This is a genomic window from Shewanella loihica PV-4, from assembly GCF_000016065.1.
Classification (GTDB): domain Bacteria; phylum Pseudomonadota; class Gammaproteobacteria; order Enterobacterales; family Shewanellaceae; genus Shewanella; species Shewanella loihica.
The window spans coordinates 546,021-564,513 of sequence record NC_009092.1 but is presented as its reverse complement, the minus strand read 5'-3'; the positions used below and the strand labels follow the sequence as shown (position 1 = coordinate 564,513).

The 18,493-nt window shown below is 57.2% G+C and carries 16 protein-coding genes and 1 riboswitch; of the genes, 6 read left to right on the top strand and 10 right to left on the bottom strand.

Annotated elements, in window-relative coordinates:
• Positions 1-10 precede the first annotated feature (10 nt).
• Both SHEW_RS02590 and SHEW_RS02585 read right to left on the bottom strand, forming a co-directional pair.
• Entirely contained in the window at positions 11-1,369 is a 1,359-nt protein-coding gene (locus SHEW_RS02590) for an ammonia-forming cytochrome c nitrite reductase subunit c552 (RefSeq protein ID WP_011864311.1), read from the bottom strand.
• Positions 1,370-1,425: 56 nt separating this feature from the next.
• The gene (locus tag SHEW_RS02585) at positions 1,426-2,637 is read right to left on the bottom strand and encodes an NnrS family protein (protein ID WP_011864310.1); all 1,212 of its coding nucleotides are present in this window, start codon (positions 2,635-2,637) and stop codon (positions 1,426-1,428) included.
• A gap of 264 nt (positions 2,638-2,901) precedes the next feature.
• Between SHEW_RS02585 and SHEW_RS02580 the strand changes: the two genes are divergently transcribed.
• The gene (locus tag SHEW_RS02580) at positions 2,902-3,243 is read left to right on the top strand and encodes a thioredoxin family protein (RefSeq protein ID WP_011864309.1); all 342 of its coding nucleotides are present in this window, start codon (positions 2,902-2,904) and stop codon (positions 3,241-3,243) included.
• Positions 3,244-3,248: 5 nt separating this feature from the next.
• Here the strand turns inward: SHEW_RS02580 and SHEW_RS02575 are convergent, their stop codons facing one another.
• From SHEW_RS02575 to SHEW_RS02560, 4 genes are all read right to left on the bottom strand, one after another.
• Positions 3,249-3,776 carry a NifB/NifX family molybdenum-iron cluster-binding protein gene (locus SHEW_RS02575; protein WP_011864308.1) on the bottom strand — a complete coding sequence of 176 codons (528 nt, stop codon included), beginning with the start codon at positions 3,774-3,776 and terminating at the stop codon, positions 3,249-3,251.
• A gap of 9 nt (positions 3,777-3,785) precedes the next feature.
• On the bottom strand, positions 3,786-4,070 hold the full coding sequence (locus SHEW_RS02570) for a DUF134 domain-containing protein (protein WP_011864307.1): 285 nt from the start codon (positions 4,068-4,070) through the stop codon (positions 3,786-3,788).
• Positions 4,071-4,272: 202 nt separating this feature from the next.
• Positions 4,273-5,289 carry a hypothetical protein gene (locus SHEW_RS02565; protein WP_011864306.1) on the bottom strand — a complete coding sequence of 339 codons (1,017 nt, stop codon included), beginning with the start codon at positions 5,287-5,289 and terminating at the stop codon, positions 4,273-4,275.
• 88 nt (positions 5,290-5,377) lie between these two features.
• Positions 5,378-6,730: a M24 family metallopeptidase gene (locus SHEW_RS02560; protein ID WP_011864305.1), complete on the bottom strand. Its 1,353-nt coding sequence runs from the start codon at positions 6,728-6,730 to the stop codon at positions 5,378-5,380.
• 145 nt (positions 6,731-6,875) lie between these two features.
• On the opposite strand from SHEW_RS02560, the gene SHEW_RS02555 reads away from it, so the two are divergent.
• Entirely contained in the window at positions 6,876-7,505 is a 630-nt protein-coding gene (locus SHEW_RS02555) for a flavin reductase family protein (RefSeq protein ID WP_011864304.1), read from the top strand.
• 5 nt (positions 7,506-7,510) lie between these two features.
• Here SHEW_RS02555 and dauA read toward each other — a convergent pair whose 3' ends face one another.
• Positions 7,511-9,220 carry a C4-dicarboxylic acid transporter DauA gene (gene dauA, locus SHEW_RS02550; RefSeq protein WP_223294788.1) on the bottom strand — a complete coding sequence of 570 codons (1,710 nt, stop codon included), beginning with the start codon at positions 9,218-9,220 and terminating at the stop codon, positions 7,511-7,513.
• Between the two features lie 518 nt (positions 9,221-9,738).
• Positions 9,739-9,858: riboswitch (glycine riboswitch) on the top strand.
• A 242-nt stretch (positions 9,859-10,100) separates the two neighbouring features.
• Here dauA and SHEW_RS02545 point away from each other — a divergent pair.
• Complete coding sequence (locus SHEW_RS02545) at positions 10,101-11,474, top strand: alanine/glycine:cation symporter family protein (RefSeq protein ID WP_011864302.1); 1,374 nt, start codon at positions 10,101-10,103, stop codon at positions 11,472-11,474.
• A 354-nt stretch (positions 11,475-11,828) separates the two neighbouring features.
• On the opposite strand, the gene SHEW_RS02540 is transcribed toward SHEW_RS02545, so the two are convergent.
• Positions 11,829-12,491 (bottom strand): hypothetical protein, encoded by a 663-nt coding sequence (locus SHEW_RS02540; RefSeq protein WP_041406326.1) that lies wholly within the window; start codon positions 12,489-12,491, stop codon positions 11,829-11,831.
• A gap of 223 nt (positions 12,492-12,714) precedes the next feature.
• Positions 12,715-13,467: a hypothetical protein gene (locus tag SHEW_RS02535; RefSeq protein ID WP_011864300.1), complete on the bottom strand. Its 753-nt coding sequence runs from the start codon at positions 13,465-13,467 to the stop codon at positions 12,715-12,717.
• Positions 13,468-13,710: 243 nt separating this feature from the next.
• Between SHEW_RS02535 and SHEW_RS02530 the strand changes: the two genes are divergently transcribed.
• The 3 genes from SHEW_RS02530 to SHEW_RS02520 all read left to right on the top strand — a co-directional run bounded on the left by SHEW_RS02530 (position 13,711) and on the right by SHEW_RS02520 (position 16,355).
• Positions 13,711-14,217, top strand: a complete 507-nt coding sequence (locus SHEW_RS02530; protein ID WP_011864299.1) for a hypothetical protein — start codon at positions 13,711-13,713, stop codon at positions 14,215-14,217.
• A gap of 161 nt (positions 14,218-14,378) precedes the next feature.
• A complete protein-coding gene (locus SHEW_RS02525; protein ID WP_011864298.1) occupies positions 14,379-15,971 on the top strand; it encodes a bacteriohemerythrin in 1,593 nt (530 codons plus the stop codon).
• Between the two features lie 129 nt (positions 15,972-16,100).
• Positions 16,101-16,355 carry a DUF2999 family protein gene (locus tag SHEW_RS02520; RefSeq protein WP_011864297.1) on the top strand — a complete coding sequence of 85 codons (255 nt, stop codon included), beginning with the start codon at positions 16,101-16,103 and terminating at the stop codon, positions 16,353-16,355.
• An 81-nt stretch (positions 16,356-16,436) separates the two neighbouring features.
• Here the strand turns inward: SHEW_RS02520 and SHEW_RS02515 are convergent, their stop codons facing one another.
• Positions 16,437-18,464, bottom strand: a complete 2,028-nt coding sequence (locus tag SHEW_RS02515; protein WP_011864296.1) for a S9 family peptidase — start codon at positions 18,462-18,464, stop codon at positions 16,437-16,439.
• Positions 18,465-18,493 lie beyond the last annotated feature (29 nt).

Genomic DNA, 18,493 nt, shown 5'->3' with positions numbered 1-18,493 from the left:
AGCCAGTAGATTAGTAACCTGTTCGGCTCACCGCGGGCCAGTGTTTATCCACCTCTTGCTTGATAAAGGCCTGCTTAGCCTCGGTCAGCTTATCCAGCTCGATCCCCACCGCCTGCTGCGCCGCCTCCTTGGTGGAAATGTCCGGGTAGTTCACCTGGGTAACAGACAACATACTGAGGATTTCGCTAAGCGCGCGGCGGGCATGTTCGGCCTGAAGGATCGCCGTGTCCAGCAGAGCGTTAGCCTCCTGGGGGTTATGGGCATAGCTGCCGTGGGATGACATGGCAAAATCCCAGCGCCACTGGGCATGACGGATCGCCATGATCGCATCGTTCATGATTGCCCAGCTCGCGCCCGCATCCCAGGCGGCTCCCGCCTCATAGTGGGCCTTGACCAGTAGTTGCTCCACGCGTCTCGCCTTCTCGGCTATCTGCGACTTGGCCGAGTTGAGCTGTTTCATCAAGGCCTGTTTATTCTCATGGCAGCCCTGACACACAACGTCATAGTTTGGCAGCGCCTTGCCCACCTGATGGTTGGTATAGGCCTTGCCCTCGCCGTCGGTCGCCGCCGGCATGTGGCAGGTCACACAGGTGACGCCCACCTTGGCGTGTTCGCTGCGGCTCCAATGCTCAAACTCAGGATGACGCGCCTTGAGGATGGGCGTCTTAGAAACGGGATGGATCCACTCGTAGAAGCGGCGAGTGTCGTAATATTTTTCAATAAGATCCGCGCTGCTGCCGAAGATCCAGGGAATGTTAACCTTGTTGCTGCGCTCCGGCTGAAAGTAGTAGGTCACATGGCACTGGCCACACACCTGCGCCCCCTGCATCGCCTCATCCTGCTTGTCGAAGGGCAGATGGACCTTGGCCATGGCGTCGCGGGCGTGAGGACGCGGCAGGCTCAACTCCGCCTTGCCCTGCTCATGACAGTCACTGCAGTAGACCACACTGTTCATCTCGGTGCCGAGATCGGTGAAGTTCTTCGCCGAGAAGCCTTCGACCCCCAGCTCATCGATAAGCCTTGGCACGTCGGGGGACTTACAGGTCCAGCAGCTCGCCGACAGCCCCTTCTTGCCTTCTCCAGGCGGTACACCTGTGCGCAGGGTATGGGTCACGTCGGCCACCGCAAACTGATGCCCCCGAGGGCTATGGTACTCCTTGGCGTAGGCCGAGCCCGCCCAGAGGATAATGGCGGCGGGATAGCTGGCCAGCATGTCGCTGCGCGCCGCCTGGGTCGAAGTCGCCTGCCAGCTGGCATACTGGTTAGGATATTTGGCCTTCATCTTCTCGGGGCTCACATCTGCGGCGAGCGCCTGGCTCAGGGTGCACCAGCCCAGCAGGCTCAATGCGATGGCAGTTAGTTTCTTCATTACACTTCCACACTCATTTAAATGACTACTTGTGTCTGGGATAGATTGTGTCTGGGCTAGCCCGGACGTCCGTCGACTCTGGGCCGGGTTAATATGGGCGCGTAGCACCAGACAAACCAACCGAAGGCCAGGCTCCAGCAGCTGCCGGCGATCCACAGCCACAGCTCGCTATATTCGGGAAACCACAGCGGCATCACGGCCCGGCACAGCGCCGCCAGCGTGATGCCAAGAAAGGCCAGAGACATCTTGGGGCCCTGATAGATGTTACGGCTGGTATGGCCCAAGGAGACCCGGGAGATCATCGACAGGCAGAGCCCCGCCATGGTGCCGATGGCAAACAGATGCAGCAGATGGCGATAGGCATTTTCATCGTCAATATTCCAGGCGAGCGCCGCCAGGGTCAGGGGCAAGCAGAGATAGGCCAGCTGCAAGGACCAGAGCATGGGCTCGCCGAGCGTCTTGTGGGGCAGCCAGCGACTCCAGCGCAGCAGGTGTGCCAGCGCCGTCACCGCCAGCAAAGCTTGCTCGGCCCCGGGCGTGAGGTATTTAGTGATCCCCTGGGCAATCAACAAGATCATCAAGGCTATCAGGCTGAGATCCAACGCCTTAATCGGCTCGGGCTTGGCCTGTTTGACGCGCACCGCGGTAAAGAAGGGGATCACCCGACCGCCCACTATGGTGATCAGCAGTCCCAGCCACCAGAGCATCCCCTGCCAGATATGGTGGCTCAGCACGAAGTCGCGCTGGCTCAGGGCGTAGTAACTCAGCAGGTTGATCCCCGTGGCCACCAGCAACATGATGGGAAAGCCTATGTTGCGCCACTGCTTGACCCGGTAGATGCAAGACCAGAGCTTGGCCGCCGTCAGAAGCAAGAAGAGGCTGTCAAACAGCCCGGGCAGCCACACCGGCAGCTCAAACGGCGACAATAGCAGCACCCGCGCCAGTAACCAGCAGGCAAATACCAAGGCCAGGGGCCAGCCCTTGAGGCTAGGCTGATTGGTCCAGGTCTGTACCGAGGTGAGCAGGAAGCCAGAGACGATAGCCACGGCAAAACCAAACAGCAACTCATGGGGATGCCACCAGAGCGGCACCACCTTGACCCAGAACTGAGATCTCAGCAGACTCATCTCCGGCAGATACCAGGAGATCAGCCACAGGGGCACATACAGGGTCGCCAGCAGGGCGCCGCCCAGGAAGAAGGGTCTAAACCCCAAGCGCCATATCGCCGGTGTCTTGTCGACCACACTAGGATCATCAATATTAAGCATCTGCTGCGCCTCGGCCAGAATTAGAAACTAAACAAACATCTTGAATGTGGCTTTATTGCCGCCAGTCTACTCAGAGCAGAGAAGGTGGACAACGGATATTCGCCCCGAACAAAAGAAGTGTGAACCAAGTAGGCAAATTAGGCTATCATATTGAATTTAAATACCTCTTTATAGGCATGCTCTCTATCTGGCGTAACACTTGTGGAGCCACTTAAGATATTCAAGCCAAGACGAAAGAGAAGGTAAGGGATAAGGGTAATTCAGATGCCACAGTTAACCGCCGATAACATAGAGTCAAGTGACGCCTTGGACGACTACTTAGCCGCCCATGAGGCCGTGCTCCTGCTCTTTGGCGGCGCCCACTGCGGCGTCTGTCAGAGTATCAAGCCCAGGCTGCTGCAGATGCTAGCCGAAGAGTTTCCCAAGATGCGCCTCTGCTATATCGACTGTGAGCAGCAGGGCGATATTGCCGCCGCCCACAGGGTGTTCACCCTCCCCGTCGTCGAGCTCTACTTTCAGGGGCAGGCGTTTGCTCGCTTTGTGAAGGTGTTTGCCATGGTCGAGGTAAGAGAGGCGATCGCTCGCCCCTATCAATTGCTGGACTGATGGGCCTAACTCAGGGGTCGAAAGCCGCTATAGGAGACAGACGCCAGTTCACCCTGGGCTGACTCAGGCTTTTGTAGCAAACTCGATACCTCAGACATAGGCTTATGACCGCCGCAGCCACATCCGCCCTCGGCCGAACCACAGTCTCCCCCGCTGGCACAGCAGCCGCCCTTCTTGGCGTGATTGAGGGAAGCCCGTCCCTGTGAGGCGTCCAGCAGACGACGTTCCATCAGCTGAGTCTGGCTGAGCAGCACCTCGATACTCTCAGCGTTGTCACCCTGGCTGACGCTGATCCCCGCCGCCAGCAACTTACCCAGCATGCGCTCGCCGATATGCTGCACTATCACTATGTCTGTCTTCTGCGCCTTGATCAGGCTGAGCAGCTCACTCTTGGCGCAACAACCACCGCCACCTATGGCCGGGTTATCGAAGCTGGTAATCAGCTGGTGATATTCGTTGAAGAAGCCGATGCGCTGCGCCTTGGTAAAATGCGCCGCCAGACGGCCCCTGCTCATGGGCATAGCAATTATCATGATGATTCCTTATTGGTTCGATTTCGGCAACACTATGGCCTGCCCCTGAGTGATCGCCGTAGCCACCTTTTGGCGGGCACTGGCCAACAGATTGCCGAAGGTCTGGCGGGAGATCCCCATGGACGCGGCGGCCTCCAACTGGCTGAGACGCTGCACATCACCCAGCGCCAGGGCCTCAAATTCGTCGGCCTCCAGCTGGATCTTCTCCAGCTCCACGCTTGGGATCCCATTAGGCTTAAACAGGCTGCAGGGCGGACGGCACTGCAGGCGGCGACATTTTTTGGGTCTTGGCATGGCCATTCCCTTTATCGATTAAATGTTGATGAGTTATTGGCTCACGCCAATAACTTAATTGTGGGAGATCTTATGAAATGAAACTGAGGGCCGGCTCACACTGGCTTATATTCGCGGTGGCTAAAAAACAAAAAGCGAACCACCTAAGAGTGATTCGCTTATGAGAGGCAAGGCCTAGTCCCTAAAGACTAGAGCCTAGAGACTAGAGCGCGTGCTGCTTAGTCAAGGCACGAGTGCTCATCTCGCCAGCATCTATGCTCTTAAATTTCGGCGTCAGGTATTCCTTCGCCATCTGAACACGCTGGGCAAACTCGGGCTGCTGCACCACAGTCTCATCCAACACCATCAGCCTGGCTTTCTCCTGCCACTTCCTGATGGTCTTAGCCGACTTGACGGGATCGATCGGCAAGATCTGCACATGGGCCTGGTTCCATCCCATGTCGACATCGTACTCGACCACATACTCCTTGCCCGCCTCGACCTCGGCTTCGAGCACGGAATAACGCTCGGAGAGTGATACGAAGGTGTGCTTGCCCGGAGTGACTCTCACCTGAAAATAGGTGCCCGCCTTGGTACTACCCACATAACCGGTTTCAGACCAGATATCGAAAGGCACCTCGCCGATCAGCGTCTCCATGCGATAGAAGTTGATCACCGCCGAGTGCTCATCGGGTTTAATCGGCTCGACGCCGGTCTTCATCACGGGAAAGCCCAGCAAGGCGGGATTGGCCAACAGGTTATCGTAGGCATCGTTCTTTCTCGGCGCACCGATATCTTTGGCCTTCTTGGTCTGCATGATCATGGAGACACCAAGGTCACGCTCGACCTCCTTCATCTTGCCCGTGGTGTAGTCTATGGTCAGATACACTGTCTCACCGGGACGATTATCTACCCGGCTATAACCGAAGCCCACCAGCCCCTGCACCAGATGCACAGAGTTAAGCCCGGTTGCCAACTTTAACAGGGTATGACTGCCGTTAGAGAGATCGGCAACCACATCTTTGTTAGCCGCTACCCAGGCACCGCGGGCGCCCCCCTGAAAGTTAGCACCGCGGATCACATAGACGAAAGTTTGCTCCTGAGTCGGCGTCGCCTCAGGTTTAAACTGGCTTACCAGCTCAGGGTCAACCTTATAAGAGGTGGCACAACCTGTGGTCAGGCCTAATAAAACAACCCCTAAAATTAGCGAAAAATGTTTTTGTATCTTGTAGTTAGTCACAATTTTTGTTCCCTCAAAAAAAAGAAACTAGAAGCTACTGCCAGGCCAATCGAGTGTCAACAAAAATACAACAAATGTATTAGTCCGCTCACTTACCTCCCATACTTAATTCCGGTTCGATTAAGATCAGTGCCGTTTGGCGGCCATCCAGATACCAGACGCCGCTGGCGTCAAACATGGCATCTTCCTCCAGCATGATACGGATCTCGCGCTCCCATTCGGGGATAAACACGGCGTTATTGAGCTCAATGGAGTAGGCGGTGTTAAGATGCAGGGGGTGATCCCCAGATCCCGCGATCCCTTGCTGGGCATCCCACATCCCTAAGCTAGTGCCGGCACCATGACCGTGATAGCCGATGGGATGAGAATAGATAGTGGGTTTCAGCCCAGCGGCGATGGCATGTTCACGCGCCGCCTTGAGCACCTCATTGCCCGTCTTGCCCACGGCAAACTGAGCCGTGAGTATGTCTTGCAGCTGGTTGCCAGAGTTAAACGCCTTCACCAGATAGTCGGGCGCCTGGGTCTCGCCATCGCGCAGCACATAGGCGAGTTGCTGGGTATCGGTATTCAATCTCAGGTAGGTGATACCAAAGTCCACATGCAGGAGATCACCCGGCAGAATTACGCTATCGCCAGACAAGTCTTGCTGCTTAGCCCTCTGTATGGTGACGCTGGGATGAAACCAGGTGTCGAGTTTCAGCTCACGTACCCGCTCCCTAAACCACCACACCAGATCCTCGCTGGTCGTCTGCCCCACCTTAATCACCCGATTGGAAAAACCCTGGGCGATGATCTCATGGGCCATCTTGACCAGGCTGGGGTAGAGCTCAATCTCCTCTGGGATGCGGCGCTCAAGCCAGCCCACCGCAAGTGGCTCGGCAGACACCAGCGCCTGTCGATAACGCTCGGGCAGATGACTCAAGAGCCACTGCTCGTCTCCCGCTACCAGGCCGTCGGCGTGGGCCCAGCTACCGGAGCGGTTCACCCCGATACGCTTGGGTTGATAGCGCTCCACTAAGGCGTTCAGCGCCTGCCATTGACTGGGATGCGCCTCCTTATCCCAGGCCTTGGTAAACAGATTCCCCACGCTATAAGGCGCGATGGCATAGGCGGTCACCTCCCCCTGCTTATCGCGGGCAAATACCAGTATGGTGGTGCGCCGCGCCGACAACCAGGTGGCAGGGAGCAGGGTTTGCAGCACGGGATCTTCGTTATATTCACGGCTGATCAGCAGCCACATATCGATATTGGTTTCGCGCATCAAGTCGGGCAGCAGTTGCTGCACACGCTTCTGAATCAGGCTGTCGATCATCGCCGCACGCTCGCGCAGCGGCAGTATCTCGTCGGTAGCGGCCGCCTGACCAAGCTGAGGTGCAAGTAGGCAGACGAGCGAGATAACAATCGCAAAGAGGCTTAAATTATTATTCTTATTGGCAAGCATTCGAGCTCTCACTGTTAGGTAGGGAATTTTTTAGACTAATCAAAAACTCAACCCAAGACCAGAGAGTTGTTTTTCGAGCTGAAGCGGCGTTAAATAACCTAATCGACTAACCTAATCGACAGCGATCTTGGCAGAGGGTGATGAGATGGACACACAGGCGCGTTATTACTATGAACCAAGCAAGGGCCATGGGCTGGCGCACGATCCGCTCAATGCCATCGTCGGGCCCAGGCCGATCGGCTGGATCGCCTCTCGCAGCCCCGAAGGCCATAGAAATCTGGCTCCCTATAGCTTCTTCAACTGCTTCAACTACCATCCGCCCATCATAGGCTTCGCCAGCGTCGGCTATAAGGACAGCCTGGCCAACATATTGGCTACGGGCGAATTTGTCTGGAACCTGGCCACCCGGCCGCTGGCCGAGAAGATGAACCTCACCTCGGCGGCCCTGCCAGCGGGCAGCGACGAGTTTGATTTTGCCGGGCTCACGCCTGTGGCGGGTAGCGTTGTGGGGGTCGACCGGGTGGCCGAGAGCCCGGTCAACTTCGAGTGCAGGCTGACCCAGTCGCTACAGCTGCAATCGGCCGCTGGCGATAAAATTGAGACCTGGCTGGTGCTGGGCGAAGTGGTCGCCGTGCATATCGACCCCAGCCTGATAGAAGATGGCAGCTACCAGACCGCCAAGGCCAAGCCTATCCTCAGGGCCGGTGGCCCCTCGGCCTACTATGGCATCTCTGAGGCGCTGCGCTTCGACATGCAGCGACCCCAAGTGCCCTAATCGCTTTATGCCTGCGCCGTCATCCGCTGGGCCAGGGCGAAGCTGTCGTCCATGGTGCGAGCATACTCCACCTGACCACGGCGCTTGCGGATCCCCGCCCGCCTGAGCTTGAGCAACATGCGCGGCTGCAGGTTGTTGATGATCAGCGCCACCTGCTTGCCCGACAGATCTTGGGCGATCGACTCCATGGCGACGATGGCGCTCATATCCAGCAGAGTCACCTCGGACATATCCAGAATCACCACCCTCACGTCGGGACGCACCAGGGCGATAGTCTTGAGCGCCTTGTGGGCAGAGCCGAAAAACAGCGGCCCATTGATGTCGTACACCACCACACTCTCAGGCACCTCATAGGCCTGATGGTTAGTCTCCACCGCCCTGGCATCGGTCAGGCTAATGCTGCGGCGAATAAACAACATAGCCGCCAGCCCCATGCCCACCGCCACGGCAATCGTCATGTCGAACAACACGGTAAGGGCGAAACAGAGTACCAAGATCAACACATCGTCCCTCGGCGCCACCTTGAGGGTGCGGACGAAGTGTTTGGCCTCGCTCATGTTCCAGGCCACCACCAGCAGCAGCGCCGCCATGGACGCCATAGGAATGTATGACAGCAGCGGCGCCAGCAGGAGGATCCCCGCCAGAATAAACAGACCATGAACCACTGAGGCCAGCGGCATGCTACCCCCAGCCTTGACGTTGGCCGCAGTGCGGGCGATAGCCGCCGTCGCGGGGATCCCACCAAACAGGGGCACCAAGATGTTACCCAGCCCCTGGCCGATCAGCTCATCGTTGGGGTTGTGTTTCTTGCCCGACATGCCATCGGCCACCACCGCGCACAGCAAGGATTCCAGCGCGCCCAGGATGGCGATGGTGATGGCCGAGGGCAGTAGCTCACGCACCAGCTCGAAACTCATGCCTATGGGCTGACCATCGGCGCCCGGCAGATTCCAGGGCCACTCGAAGCTTGGCATGATGGGCGGAATACCGCTGCCCAGCAGGCCATCGAGCTCATAGTGAAAACGGCTGCCGATTGTCGCCACCGAGAAACCGCCGATCATCTGGGTCATGACCCAGGCGATGAGTGCGCCCACCAAGAGCGCGGCCAGGTGCGCCGGCACCTTAGACTTGAGCTTGGGCCAGGCCAGCAACACGGCCAGGGTCAGGGCACCGATCAGCGTCTCCTGCCAACTGATGCTGGTCAGCGCCTGGAGGATATAGGAGAGCTTTTCCAGGTAATGCTCGCCACCAGCGGCCACCTCGAGGCCGAAGAAGTCTTTGATTTGAAAGGTGGCGATCACCACGCCTATCCCGGCGGTGAAGCCTACGGTCACCGGATAAGGCACTATCTCGATCAACTTGCCCAGCTTACCCAGTCCCATCAACAGCAGTATCACCCCGGCCATCAGGCCGCTCAGCAGGAGTCCCCCCAGACCAAACTGCTGCACTATGGGCAGCAAGATCACCACGAAGGCCGCCGTCGGCCCCGAGATGTTGACCTTAGAGCCGCCACACAGGGCGATCACTATGCCGGCGATCATCGCCGTGTAGAGGCCGTGCTGAGGCGGCACGCCGCTGGCGATCGCCAGTGCCATAGAGAGTGGCAGGGCAATCACCCCCACGGTCAATCCCGCCAAGATGTTGGTCTGTATCTCCTGAAAAGAGGGTTTAGCGCTAATGCTTTTTTTGACTGCTGAAAACATGTTGATCCCGATGAAATAATGCTTGCGGCCGCAACACAGTTGCGAACATCTGAGTGTAACGAGTCGAGATCAAGGCTTGTCTGCACTTGGCAAAAAATGGCAAGTCGTGAGGTGACGATACACCTGAAGTTTCTGTGAGCGTAGAGGCTGGACTGCTAAGCAATGAATGCCAGTATAACCACAACGTGATTATGAGCTTTTATTCTAAACCCTGGGCGGGCGCCAAGGTAAGGGGCTGGGCGAAAAAAATCGTACGCCTTTGGTCTAAGCCTGGCGTTCACCCCCTCTCCTCTCTCTTGGCGACCATCCTTGCTACTCTCTCAACCAAAAGTGTGACTTCGCCCCTTGAGCTGGCGCGGCGTTTGGCGCATGCTATACGGCCCCGGGGGCTGCCGCCCCCGGATTCCGTTCGGATGAAGGTAGCAGGAGAGTGGGGAGTCAACCCCACACCGACGAGGCAAGTTTGTCGCCAGGCGTTATCGGCGAGAAACCACTCTTTCAGGTGCCATATTGTGGCGTGGACTGTTACTGGACGAGCCTCTGGAGAGACTGAGAGCCCAGGATAACCCCTAGGTATCACGGCGCCGAAGGCGAAAGTGCAGCCCCAATGGCTGCGCGAAACGCTCAGGCAAAAGGACAGAGGAGAGGATGACTGTAGCGGTTATAGCCCCGGCTATATTCAGTCACTGTCGTTTGTTGCTTTTGCCAGTAGCTGCGCGCCACTGTTAAAGCCTGCCGCTGTTAATCGGTGCCGCTAGGTGTCACTGTTAATAGCCGTCACTACTAATAAGTGTCACGTTAGCCACAAACGCCGGTCTCCACACAGACATTTCTTTTCCTCCTCCATATTAGGGGGTCTACGGACCCTAGAGTTTAATATTCGAGGAACATCATGAATTTTCACGCGTTACTAAGCGAGATCAACGCCATCGTCTGGGGCCCCATCACCCTGTGCCTGCTGGTCGGTACCGGCCTCTATCTCACCCTGCGCCTCAGGCTAATCCAGGTCTTCAAGCTGCCCCTGGCGCTTAGGCTGCTGTTTAAACCCGCCAGCGGCCAGGGGGATCTCTCCTCCTTCGCCGCCCTGTGCACCGCGCTGTCGGCCACCATAGGCACGGGCAATATCGTCGGCGTAGCCACCGCCATCAAGGTAGGCGGCCCGGGCGCCCTCTTCTGGATGTGGCTGGCGGCCTTCTTCGGCATGGCGACCAAGTATGGCGAGTGCATGCTGGCGCTCAAGTATCGCACCACAGATGCACGCGGCAATATCGCCGGCGGCCCCATGTATTACATAGAGCGCGGCCTGGGTCTGGGCTGGCTGGCCAAGCTGTTCGCCCTGTTCGGCGTCGGCGTCGCCTTCTTCGGCATAGGCACTTTTGCCCAGGTCAACGCCATCAGCGATGCCATGACCATCGCCTTCCACGTTCCCGCCTGGGTCACGGCCCTAGTGCTCACCCTGCTGGTAGCCGCTGTTACCCTTGGGGGCGTTAAGCGGATCGCCAAGGTGGCACAGAAGCTGGTGCCCAGCATGGCCCTGGGTTACGTGCTGGCCTGCCTGTGGATTTTGGTGACCTTTAGCGAGCAGATCATCCCGGCGCTGCAGCTGGTGATCCACTCGGCCTTCAGCCCCATCTCGGCCGCCGGCGGCTTCCTGGGTGCCACGGTCGCCCAGGCAATTCAGATAGGGATCGCCCGTGGGGTCTTCTCCAACGAGTCTGGTCTGGGTAGCGCGCCCATCGCAGCGGCAGCCGCCAAAACCAAGGAGCCGGTCGAACAGGGACTGGTGAGCATGACGGGCACCTTCTTCGATACCCTGCTCATCTGCACCATAACGGGACTGGTGCTGATCATCACAGGTGTCTGGAGCGGCGACGCCGCAGGTGCCGCCATGACCAGCGCCGCCTTCGCCACCGGCGGTTCGGCCGTCATCGGCCAATATCTGGTGACCATAGCCCTGGTCTGCTTCGCCTTCACCACCATACTGGGCTGGCACTACTACGGCGAGCGCTGCTGGTACTATCTCACCGGCCACAAGCTGGGCGAGCGAGGGATTAAGATCTACCAGTTTATCTTCCTCAGCCTTATCGCCGTGGGGGCCTTCATCCAGCTGGATCTCATCTGGCTGCTGGCCGATACCGTCAACGGCCTGATGGCGATCCCCAACCTGATCGCCCTCATCGGCCTGCGCAAGGTGATCATAGCCGACACCCTGAGCTATTTCGCCGCCCGGGATAGCCAGGGCGCGCAGCAGGAGCTGACCGCCTGAGATCTTAAATGATCGCCAGAATGCTTAAAGGATCGCTGCCGCGCGCGGCGGCGATCACAACAAGTCGACAAAAGCTGATCGAGATCAAATACCCGAGTAATTTAATCAAGTACTCTGTGACCAGTTAATCGAACCAACAGGAGTTGTTATGAGTTGTTGTGGCGGATGCGGCGGACAGGCCGAGAAACCTAAACAGGAAGAGACCAAGCAAGAGAAGGCAGCAGAGCAGGAGGCCGACACCCAGCAGACCAAGGACTAGGCGCCATCTCACCATCTCCCTACACCACTGCATCGAAAGCCGGCCCTCATCACCGGCTTTTATTTTGCCTCCAATTCAGCTGAGGCCGGGCGATTCTAGCGGCGTAATTTAAGATAGAGTTCGCCATCGCGGATCTGTAGATCTTCGACCCCATCGGCGAAGGCGGTCCAGAAACCGCGATCGCCAAACTCCCCAACCAGATTGACGTTCTTCATGTTACCCAACCAGGCATTGGGGATAGGCACGCCCATCAGGCTCACGCCAACCAGGGCAACCACAGGGCGACGGCTGGCGTCCAGATGAATATCCAGCCCGGCGTTCACCCGCAGGATCTCACCGGCCATGATGGGAAAGTCCTGGGGAATGGGGATCAAGATCTTGGCGCTGGCCAGATTGTCGGAGAAGTCTATCGCCACGCGCTCGGCAAAATCAGGGTTGCGGCCGATCATGGCGTTGACCTCCTTCTCGCTAAAGGTCACCCGGCGGTCGGCGTCGCGCTCACGATAGGGCTCGGGCTCGAGTTTGCCAGCGCCGCCGTGACGATCATCCTTACGCTCCACCTGCCAGCCCAGCTGGGACAGCTTGTTATCCAGCCGCTGCTCCTCCTTCGCATTGAGGGTCACTGGGGTAAAGGGCGAGGGAAAGATATAGGTCTTGATGATAAAGAAGCTGGCCAGCGCGGTGAGCACCATGGTCAGGAGCACGATCAAGAAGATCTGCATTCCGCTAAAGCCTCGCTGACGGCGCATCGCGGTCATGGGGCCTCTTTTTCTGGCAAGCAATTTGTTAGCAAGCATCACACCTTCCTATGGCCGCCGAACTGGGTAATTCGCGGCGTTATAAATCAGTCTGTTGCAGGCTATGGTACTTGGCTAAGGGGAAGAAGAAAACCTGGGCCACACCCTAAGGGTGGGCCCAGGCGGAGATCGCCGACACCAGGAGAGAGGGTAGTGTCGGCAAATTTGTAGGCAAAGGTTTGATTTAAAACACGTAAAAATAACGCAGCTTCAGGGTCGACTCGGTACCCACCACATAACCGCCGAAGGGAGAGTTCTCGCCTATGTAACGGGTTCTGTGGTCGGTAGAGGCGTTATTGACCAGAAAATGTTCGTTCACCAGCATCAGCTTATGACGCTTATTGTCCGTCAGGTTAGCGGTCAGGTTAAACTCCAGCTTAAGGGTCTGCCCCAATTCGTCATCGTTCCAGCTGGCATACTGGGGATGAAAGGTGGCACTGAAGGTATCGTTAAACTGATAATCCGCCTTAAGGTTGAGCTGGGCACCATTATCTTTAAACACCTGACCGTCGGCGCCCTTCATGTCGATCGCCGCCAGGGTCGGGTTAACCCGCAGGCAAAACTTGTCCCAACAATCCTGATAGGCGAGACCCACCGCGGCGATATTGGGGCCTGCGCCGAGCCAGTCCCCCTTGATAAGATCCACTGAGACACCGAAATTGTCGTTCCAGAAGCCGTAGGCCCAGTTGCGCGCCACCGTCATATCGCCGTTACGGTTTATCTTGGCGGCCGTGGTGTTGCTCCAGTTAAGTCCGAGAAACTCCACATTCACCGCCTGTAAGATGGCTTCGACCTGCTGCTTCTCCTTCTTCTCCGTAGGCTGCACTGTGCGCGCCGACTCGAAGCCTATGCCACCTATGATGGTCGCCGCCGATGCCGGCGTAGCGGCAACTAGGGCGCCAGAGATCAACGCCGGAACAAGGAGTAATTTTTTCATGGGCCTTCTCTTATTGGTTATCACAGAGGTAATGGGGCGTCATCTTATCCCCGCAGGGACGATCCGCCTTGGCAGTTAATATGCGAAAAACCAATAGATACTGGCGTGCTAGCGCTAGCCTGCTATGAGGCGAGCTATCTTGCAAATGCTATTGCAAGCATTGCCCCACTCCTTGGGCTAGGCATTCCTGGGGATTCTGTTAGAGTAATTAAGATAAACATAAAGTGCATGAGGAACTTACCTATGGGTGTAATCACCAAGCTGTCACTCCCCCTACTCGCCGCCCTGACGCTCTCGGCCTGTAACCAGGAAGAGCAATCAGCCCCCGCGCAGCCACCTGCGGCAAAGCAAAGCGCTGAAGAGACAGTCGCAATGAAGGCCGATGAGGCCAAGGCGACTCAAGTCGAAACGAGCAAGGCTCAGCCCAAGGCCGAGGATCTTAAAATCGTCGCCGATGGTTTATCTAAGGAGACCAGCGACTCACTGCAGAAGGCGATCACCATGACACAAGGCACGGTTAGGTATTTCAATCTCGAGGGTGGTTTCTGGGGCATAGTCGCCGACGATGGCCGCCACATACTGCCGCAAAATCTCCCCCAGGAGTATCGCAAGGATGGCCTGCGCCTGAGCTTTAAGGCCCAGGAGGTGAAGGATATGATGACCATACAACAGTGGGGCATACTCTCTAAGTTGAGCGATATCGAGGTGATCGGCAAGGTCGACAGCAAGTCCGGCGATCCCCGCCTCTAGGCGCTCACCTTCTCTCCCCCCACATTCAGCCCGCACTCGACCAACATTCGGCCCGGCTAAATCAGCGCCGGGCCGAGCGGTTTTTATTAGCGGATACAGATAACCTATTTAGTGAATTTGGACTAAATTTTATAGAGTCACACTCAACATAAGGTTTGGGAATGATTGATAAAATTGCGAAAAGGATCGCTTCGCTGAGCGCCCTGCAGTGGAGTCTGCTGACCGGCCTGCCACTAGTGCCGATAGCCTACCTCTTGATACGCCAAGGCGCCTGGGGCTGGCTGGCCCTGTTAGTTATCGATTACCTATTTATCCTCTCTGTGCTGCTAGCCCTGAATAGCATGTTCGGCAGGCTGCGCAGCGCCGCCATCCATCTCTCCGAGGGCGATCTCAGGGTAAGACTCGACACCCAGGAGGCCCTCGGCGGCCCGCTGTTTAAGGCCTTCAATCAGATAGGCGAAGATGTGTCACGTACCGTCTTCTCCCTGAGCAAGTCAGCCCAGCAGCTGGTCAGGGTGGCCGATACAGTTCAGGCCGACTCCCAAGTCTCCAAAACCGGCGCCCTCAGACAGAAGGACGATGTCGAAGAGGCCAAACAGATAGTCTCCAAGCTGTTTGAGACCACCGCCGAAGTCTCCTCCTTCTGCGAGTCCACCTCACAGCTGGCCAGCGAGTCCAAGCGTCAGGCGGATCGTGGTAAGCAGGAGATGCGCTCCCTCGAGACGGCGCTTGAAGATGTTGGCGAACAGTTTGCCGCCTCGGACCAGAACTTCGAGCAGCTCAAGCAGGAGAGCCTGCAGATAGGTCAGGTGGTAGAAACCATTAAGGGGATTGCCGAGCAGACCAACCTACTGGCGCTCAATGCCGCCATCGAGAGTGCCCGCGCCGGCGAGCTGGGCCGAGGCTTCGCCGTGGTCGCCGACGAGGTTCGCTCTCTGGCGCTACGCACCCAGGTGGCCACCGAAGATATCAACAACAAGATAGTTAACCTGCAGACCCAGATAAATGATGCCATCGCGGCGATGCAGAAAAACCGCCAGAGCGTGCTACACTCCCAGAGCGTGGCCAACGAGGCCGAATCCCATTTCGAAGAGTTGGTGAGCCAGATAGACGCCATCGACGCCCTGGGCCAGGAGATCGCCGTCGCCTCTCAGCATCAGGTAGAGCAGACTCAGATGCTGGAAACCTGTCTGGTGGAGGTCGACAAGGTATCCGATGAAAACGTCAAGGCTACCCAGGAGACACTGCTGGCCAGCATCACGGTGCGTAATTTAGCGGGTGAGATCGATTCCCTGCTTCACCGCTTTGCCACCGACAGCGAGCAGATCGGCCGAGAGGATACACGCCGCGACAAGCTGATCGAATGGAGCGATGCCCTGGATCTCAACCTCGCCGAGATCAACCGTCAGCACAAGACCCTGGTACACCTGATCAACGAGCTCTACTATCTGCTCAACAACAACTATGGCCTGGCCTCCATCAAGCGAGTGGTACAGGGGCTGATCGACTACACGGCCAATCACTTCAAATATGAAGAGACGCTGTTCGAGCAGTTTGGCTACCCTCAGGATAAGCAGCATACCGACTCTCACCACCAGCTGGTCGGCAAGGTGCTGGCGTTTCAGCGCCGGGTCGAACAGGGCGAAGATATTGGCGATGAGTTGATGGCATTTCTGAAGAGCTGGCTCAGCCAGCACATCCAGAAGGAGGATAAGGCCTATGTGGACTGCTTCAAGCACAATGGCATGAACTAGATACAGTGGCATGAACTAGATGCTGCGGCATGCGCTAGAAGCTAGGCATTAGAAGCTATCGCTTGAGCTGGTCACAGAGGATGCTACACTTGCGGCCTGTTTTACTTTCAACCGAGATAAGGTAGTGCAATGAATCCGATTATTGCGATCTTAAAAGAACATAACGTCAGCGACGCGCAGATCCAGGAGCTGTTTCAAGCCCTGACCGAAAACCCTCTGATGGCTATGGGCACCATTGGTCAGCTAGGGATCGCCCCGGAAAAGCTACAACAGCTGATGGCGCTGGTGATGCAAAACCCCGCCCTGATCAAAGAAGCGGTGACCGAGCTAGGCCTGGATTTCGCCAAGGTCGAGGCGGCCAAGGCCCAGCTACAAAAATCCTAAGCAAATTGTTATACAAAAAAGGCTGCACCCAATAATTGGGGCAGCCTTTTTTATTGCTGACGTAAAGGTTGAATTAATCCCCTACTTGCCACCCGGCTCGGCGAAGCGGGTCATCCAGTCTTTCACCTGGTGATACCAGTAGATGGAGTTGTTGGGCTTCATGATCCAATGGTTCTCGTCGGGGAAGTAGATCATGCGCGACTCCACGCCACGGGTCTGCAGGGTTCTGAACAGCTCGAAGCCCTGGCCCACTGGCACGCGATAATCCAGCTGACCATGGATCACCAGGGTCGGGGTGTTGAAATTGCCCGCGCCGTAGTGAGGCGAGATAGACTGGTAGATCTCTGGGTTATCCCAGTAGTTGCCAAAGCGTGGGCTGTGCACCGAGAAATCCGCCGCCATCTGCGAGTACATGTTGTATACGGCGGCGTGGATCAACAGAGCGTTGAAGGGATGTTTCTGCCCCAGGATGATAGAGGTCAGGTAACCGCCATAGCTGGCACCACCGGCCACCATGCGCTTGTCGTCGATCCAGGACTGCTGCTTAAACCAGTCGGCTGCCTTGAGTACATCTTCCAGTGACTTGTTCTTCCAGTCTGGGTTGATGCTGTCGGCAAACGCCTGACCGAAGCTGTTGGAGCCGTGGAAGTTTGGCCAGGCGGTGACATAACCCCAAGAGGCGAAGGTCTGGGCGTTCCAGCGGTAATGGAAACCGTCCGAGATGGCGTTGTGCGGCCCACCATGAACCAGCATCATCAGCGGATATTTCTTACTGCGATCAAACCCCGGTGGGTAGTGCACCCACATCTGGATTTCTTGGTCGTTATAACCCTTGTAGGTCACCGACTCATAGCTGCCCAGATCGACATCCGCGAGGATCTCGTCGTTAAAGCTATCCAAACGGCTGGTCTTGCCGTTCTTGCCATTCACCTTCACCAGGCGCGCCGGGTAGAGGAAGCTGTCGTTAGTCGCCACTAACGTGCCATTGTTGGCGATGGCCGGCTGACCGAAATTGGTCGCCTTGGTGATCGCCTTCACCTTGCCGCTCTTGGCGTCGATATGGTACAGGCGTCTGGTGGCCGCGTCGTCGATGGCGGCATAGAAGCCCTTGCTGTCTGGGGTCCACACGAAGCGGGCCACAGAGCGGTCCCACTCCTTGGCGAGCATCTTAGTGCTGCGCTTCTTCAAGTCGAACAGCATCAGCTTGGCGGTGTCTGCATAGAAGCCCTGAATGTGCTGGCGGGTGAAGGCCAGTGTCTTACCGTTGGGGCTGAACTGCGGGCTGGCGTCTGGCGCCAGGTTGTCTGGGGTGATGTTCTCCGCCTTGCCGCTGCCGATGGCCGCGAGGAAGAGATCTAACTTAGGATTCACCTGATTGTCGCTGCCGTTGGCGTTGAAGGCGATCCAGGCTTCATCCGGGCTGATATCATAGCTGCCCGCACCTTGGGAGGAGCGTGGCAGCTCGATATTCAGGGGCTGAGTGATCGCCTCCACCTCGCCGCCCTTGGCGGCAATACGGAACACGTGAGCCTGACGGCCTTCGTCTATCCAGTGATCGAAGCTAGAATAAGGCAGCGCGTTCCACTGATGGGCCGATACCTTGTTGTCCTTATCGGCCTTGAGCTGCTCGCCGATCTCTTTCCAGTTCTTACCCGGATAGACAGAGCTGATGAAGTAGAGGTGCTCGCCCACCCACTTGAGGCCATAGACGCCGCTCGGCACATCGGTCAGGCGCTGGGCCTCGCCCGGTCCATCCATAGGCAAGAGATAGATCTGCCCCGCCTCATCCTTATCGCGCTTGCTGATAAAGGCCAGGGTCTTGCTGTCTGGAGAGAATACCGGCTCGCTCACCCGCATCCCCTTGGCGGTCAGCGCCCGCTGCTGCTTGCCGTCCTGGCTAAACAGCCACAGCTGGGTATTGCCCTTGTCTTCGGGCACATCGTACTCGGTGACTGGGGCGATGATGTAATCGCCGTTGGGGGAAATGCTGGGGTTACCTATTCGGCTGAGCTGCCACAGCACCTCCACCGACAGGGGCTTGCCCGTCTGGGCAAAAACCGTCGTCACCGGCATCAAGATGCACAGCAACAAAATGGCTATCTTCTTCACGCGTCCTCTCCTTCAAGTTGTTTTTATTG

Bases quoted from the DNA above. Each gene is read 5' to 3' on its own strand.
- SHEW_RS02590 (WP_011864311.1), bottom strand. From the start codon at position 1,369: ATGAAGAAACTAACTGCCATCGCATTGAGCCTGCTGGGCTGGTGCACC.
- SHEW_RS02585 (WP_011864310.1), bottom strand. From the start codon at position 2,637: ATGCTTAATATTGATGATCCTAGTGTGGTCGACAAGACACCGGCGATA.
- SHEW_RS02580 (WP_011864309.1), top strand. From the start codon at position 2,902: ATGCCACAGTTAACCGCCGATAACATAGAGTCAAGTGACGCCTTGGAC.
- SHEW_RS02575 (WP_011864308.1), bottom strand. From the start codon at position 3,776: ATGATAATTGCTATGCCCATGAGCAGGGGCCGTCTGGCGGCGCATTTT.
- SHEW_RS02570 (WP_011864307.1), bottom strand. From the start codon at position 4,070: ATGCCAAGACCCAAAAAATGTCGCCGCCTGCAGTGCCGTCCGCCCTGC.
- SHEW_RS02560 (WP_011864305.1), bottom strand. From the start codon at position 6,730: ATGCTTGCCAATAAGAATAATAATTTAAGCCTCTTTGCGATTGTTATC.
- SHEW_RS02555 (WP_011864304.1), top strand. From the start codon at position 6,876: ATGGACACACAGGCGCGTTATTACTATGAACCAAGCAAGGGCCATGGG.
- SHEW_RS02545 (WP_011864302.1), top strand. From the start codon at position 10,101: ATGAATTTTCACGCGTTACTAAGCGAGATCAACGCCATCGTCTGGGGC.
- SHEW_RS02540 (WP_041406326.1), bottom strand. From the start codon at position 12,491: ATGACCGCGATGCGCCGTCAGCGAGGCTTTAGCGGAATGCAGATCTTC.
- SHEW_RS02535 (WP_011864300.1), bottom strand. From the start codon at position 13,467: ATGAAAAAATTACTCCTTGTTCCGGCGTTGATCTCTGGCGCCCTAGTT.
- SHEW_RS02530 (WP_011864299.1), top strand. From the start codon at position 13,711: ATGGGTGTAATCACCAAGCTGTCACTCCCCCTACTCGCCGCCCTGACG.
- SHEW_RS02525 (WP_011864298.1), top strand. From the start codon at position 14,379: ATGATTGATAAAATTGCGAAAAGGATCGCTTCGCTGAGCGCCCTGCAG.
- SHEW_RS02520 (WP_011864297.1), top strand. From the start codon at position 16,101: ATGAATCCGATTATTGCGATCTTAAAAGAACATAACGTCAGCGACGCG.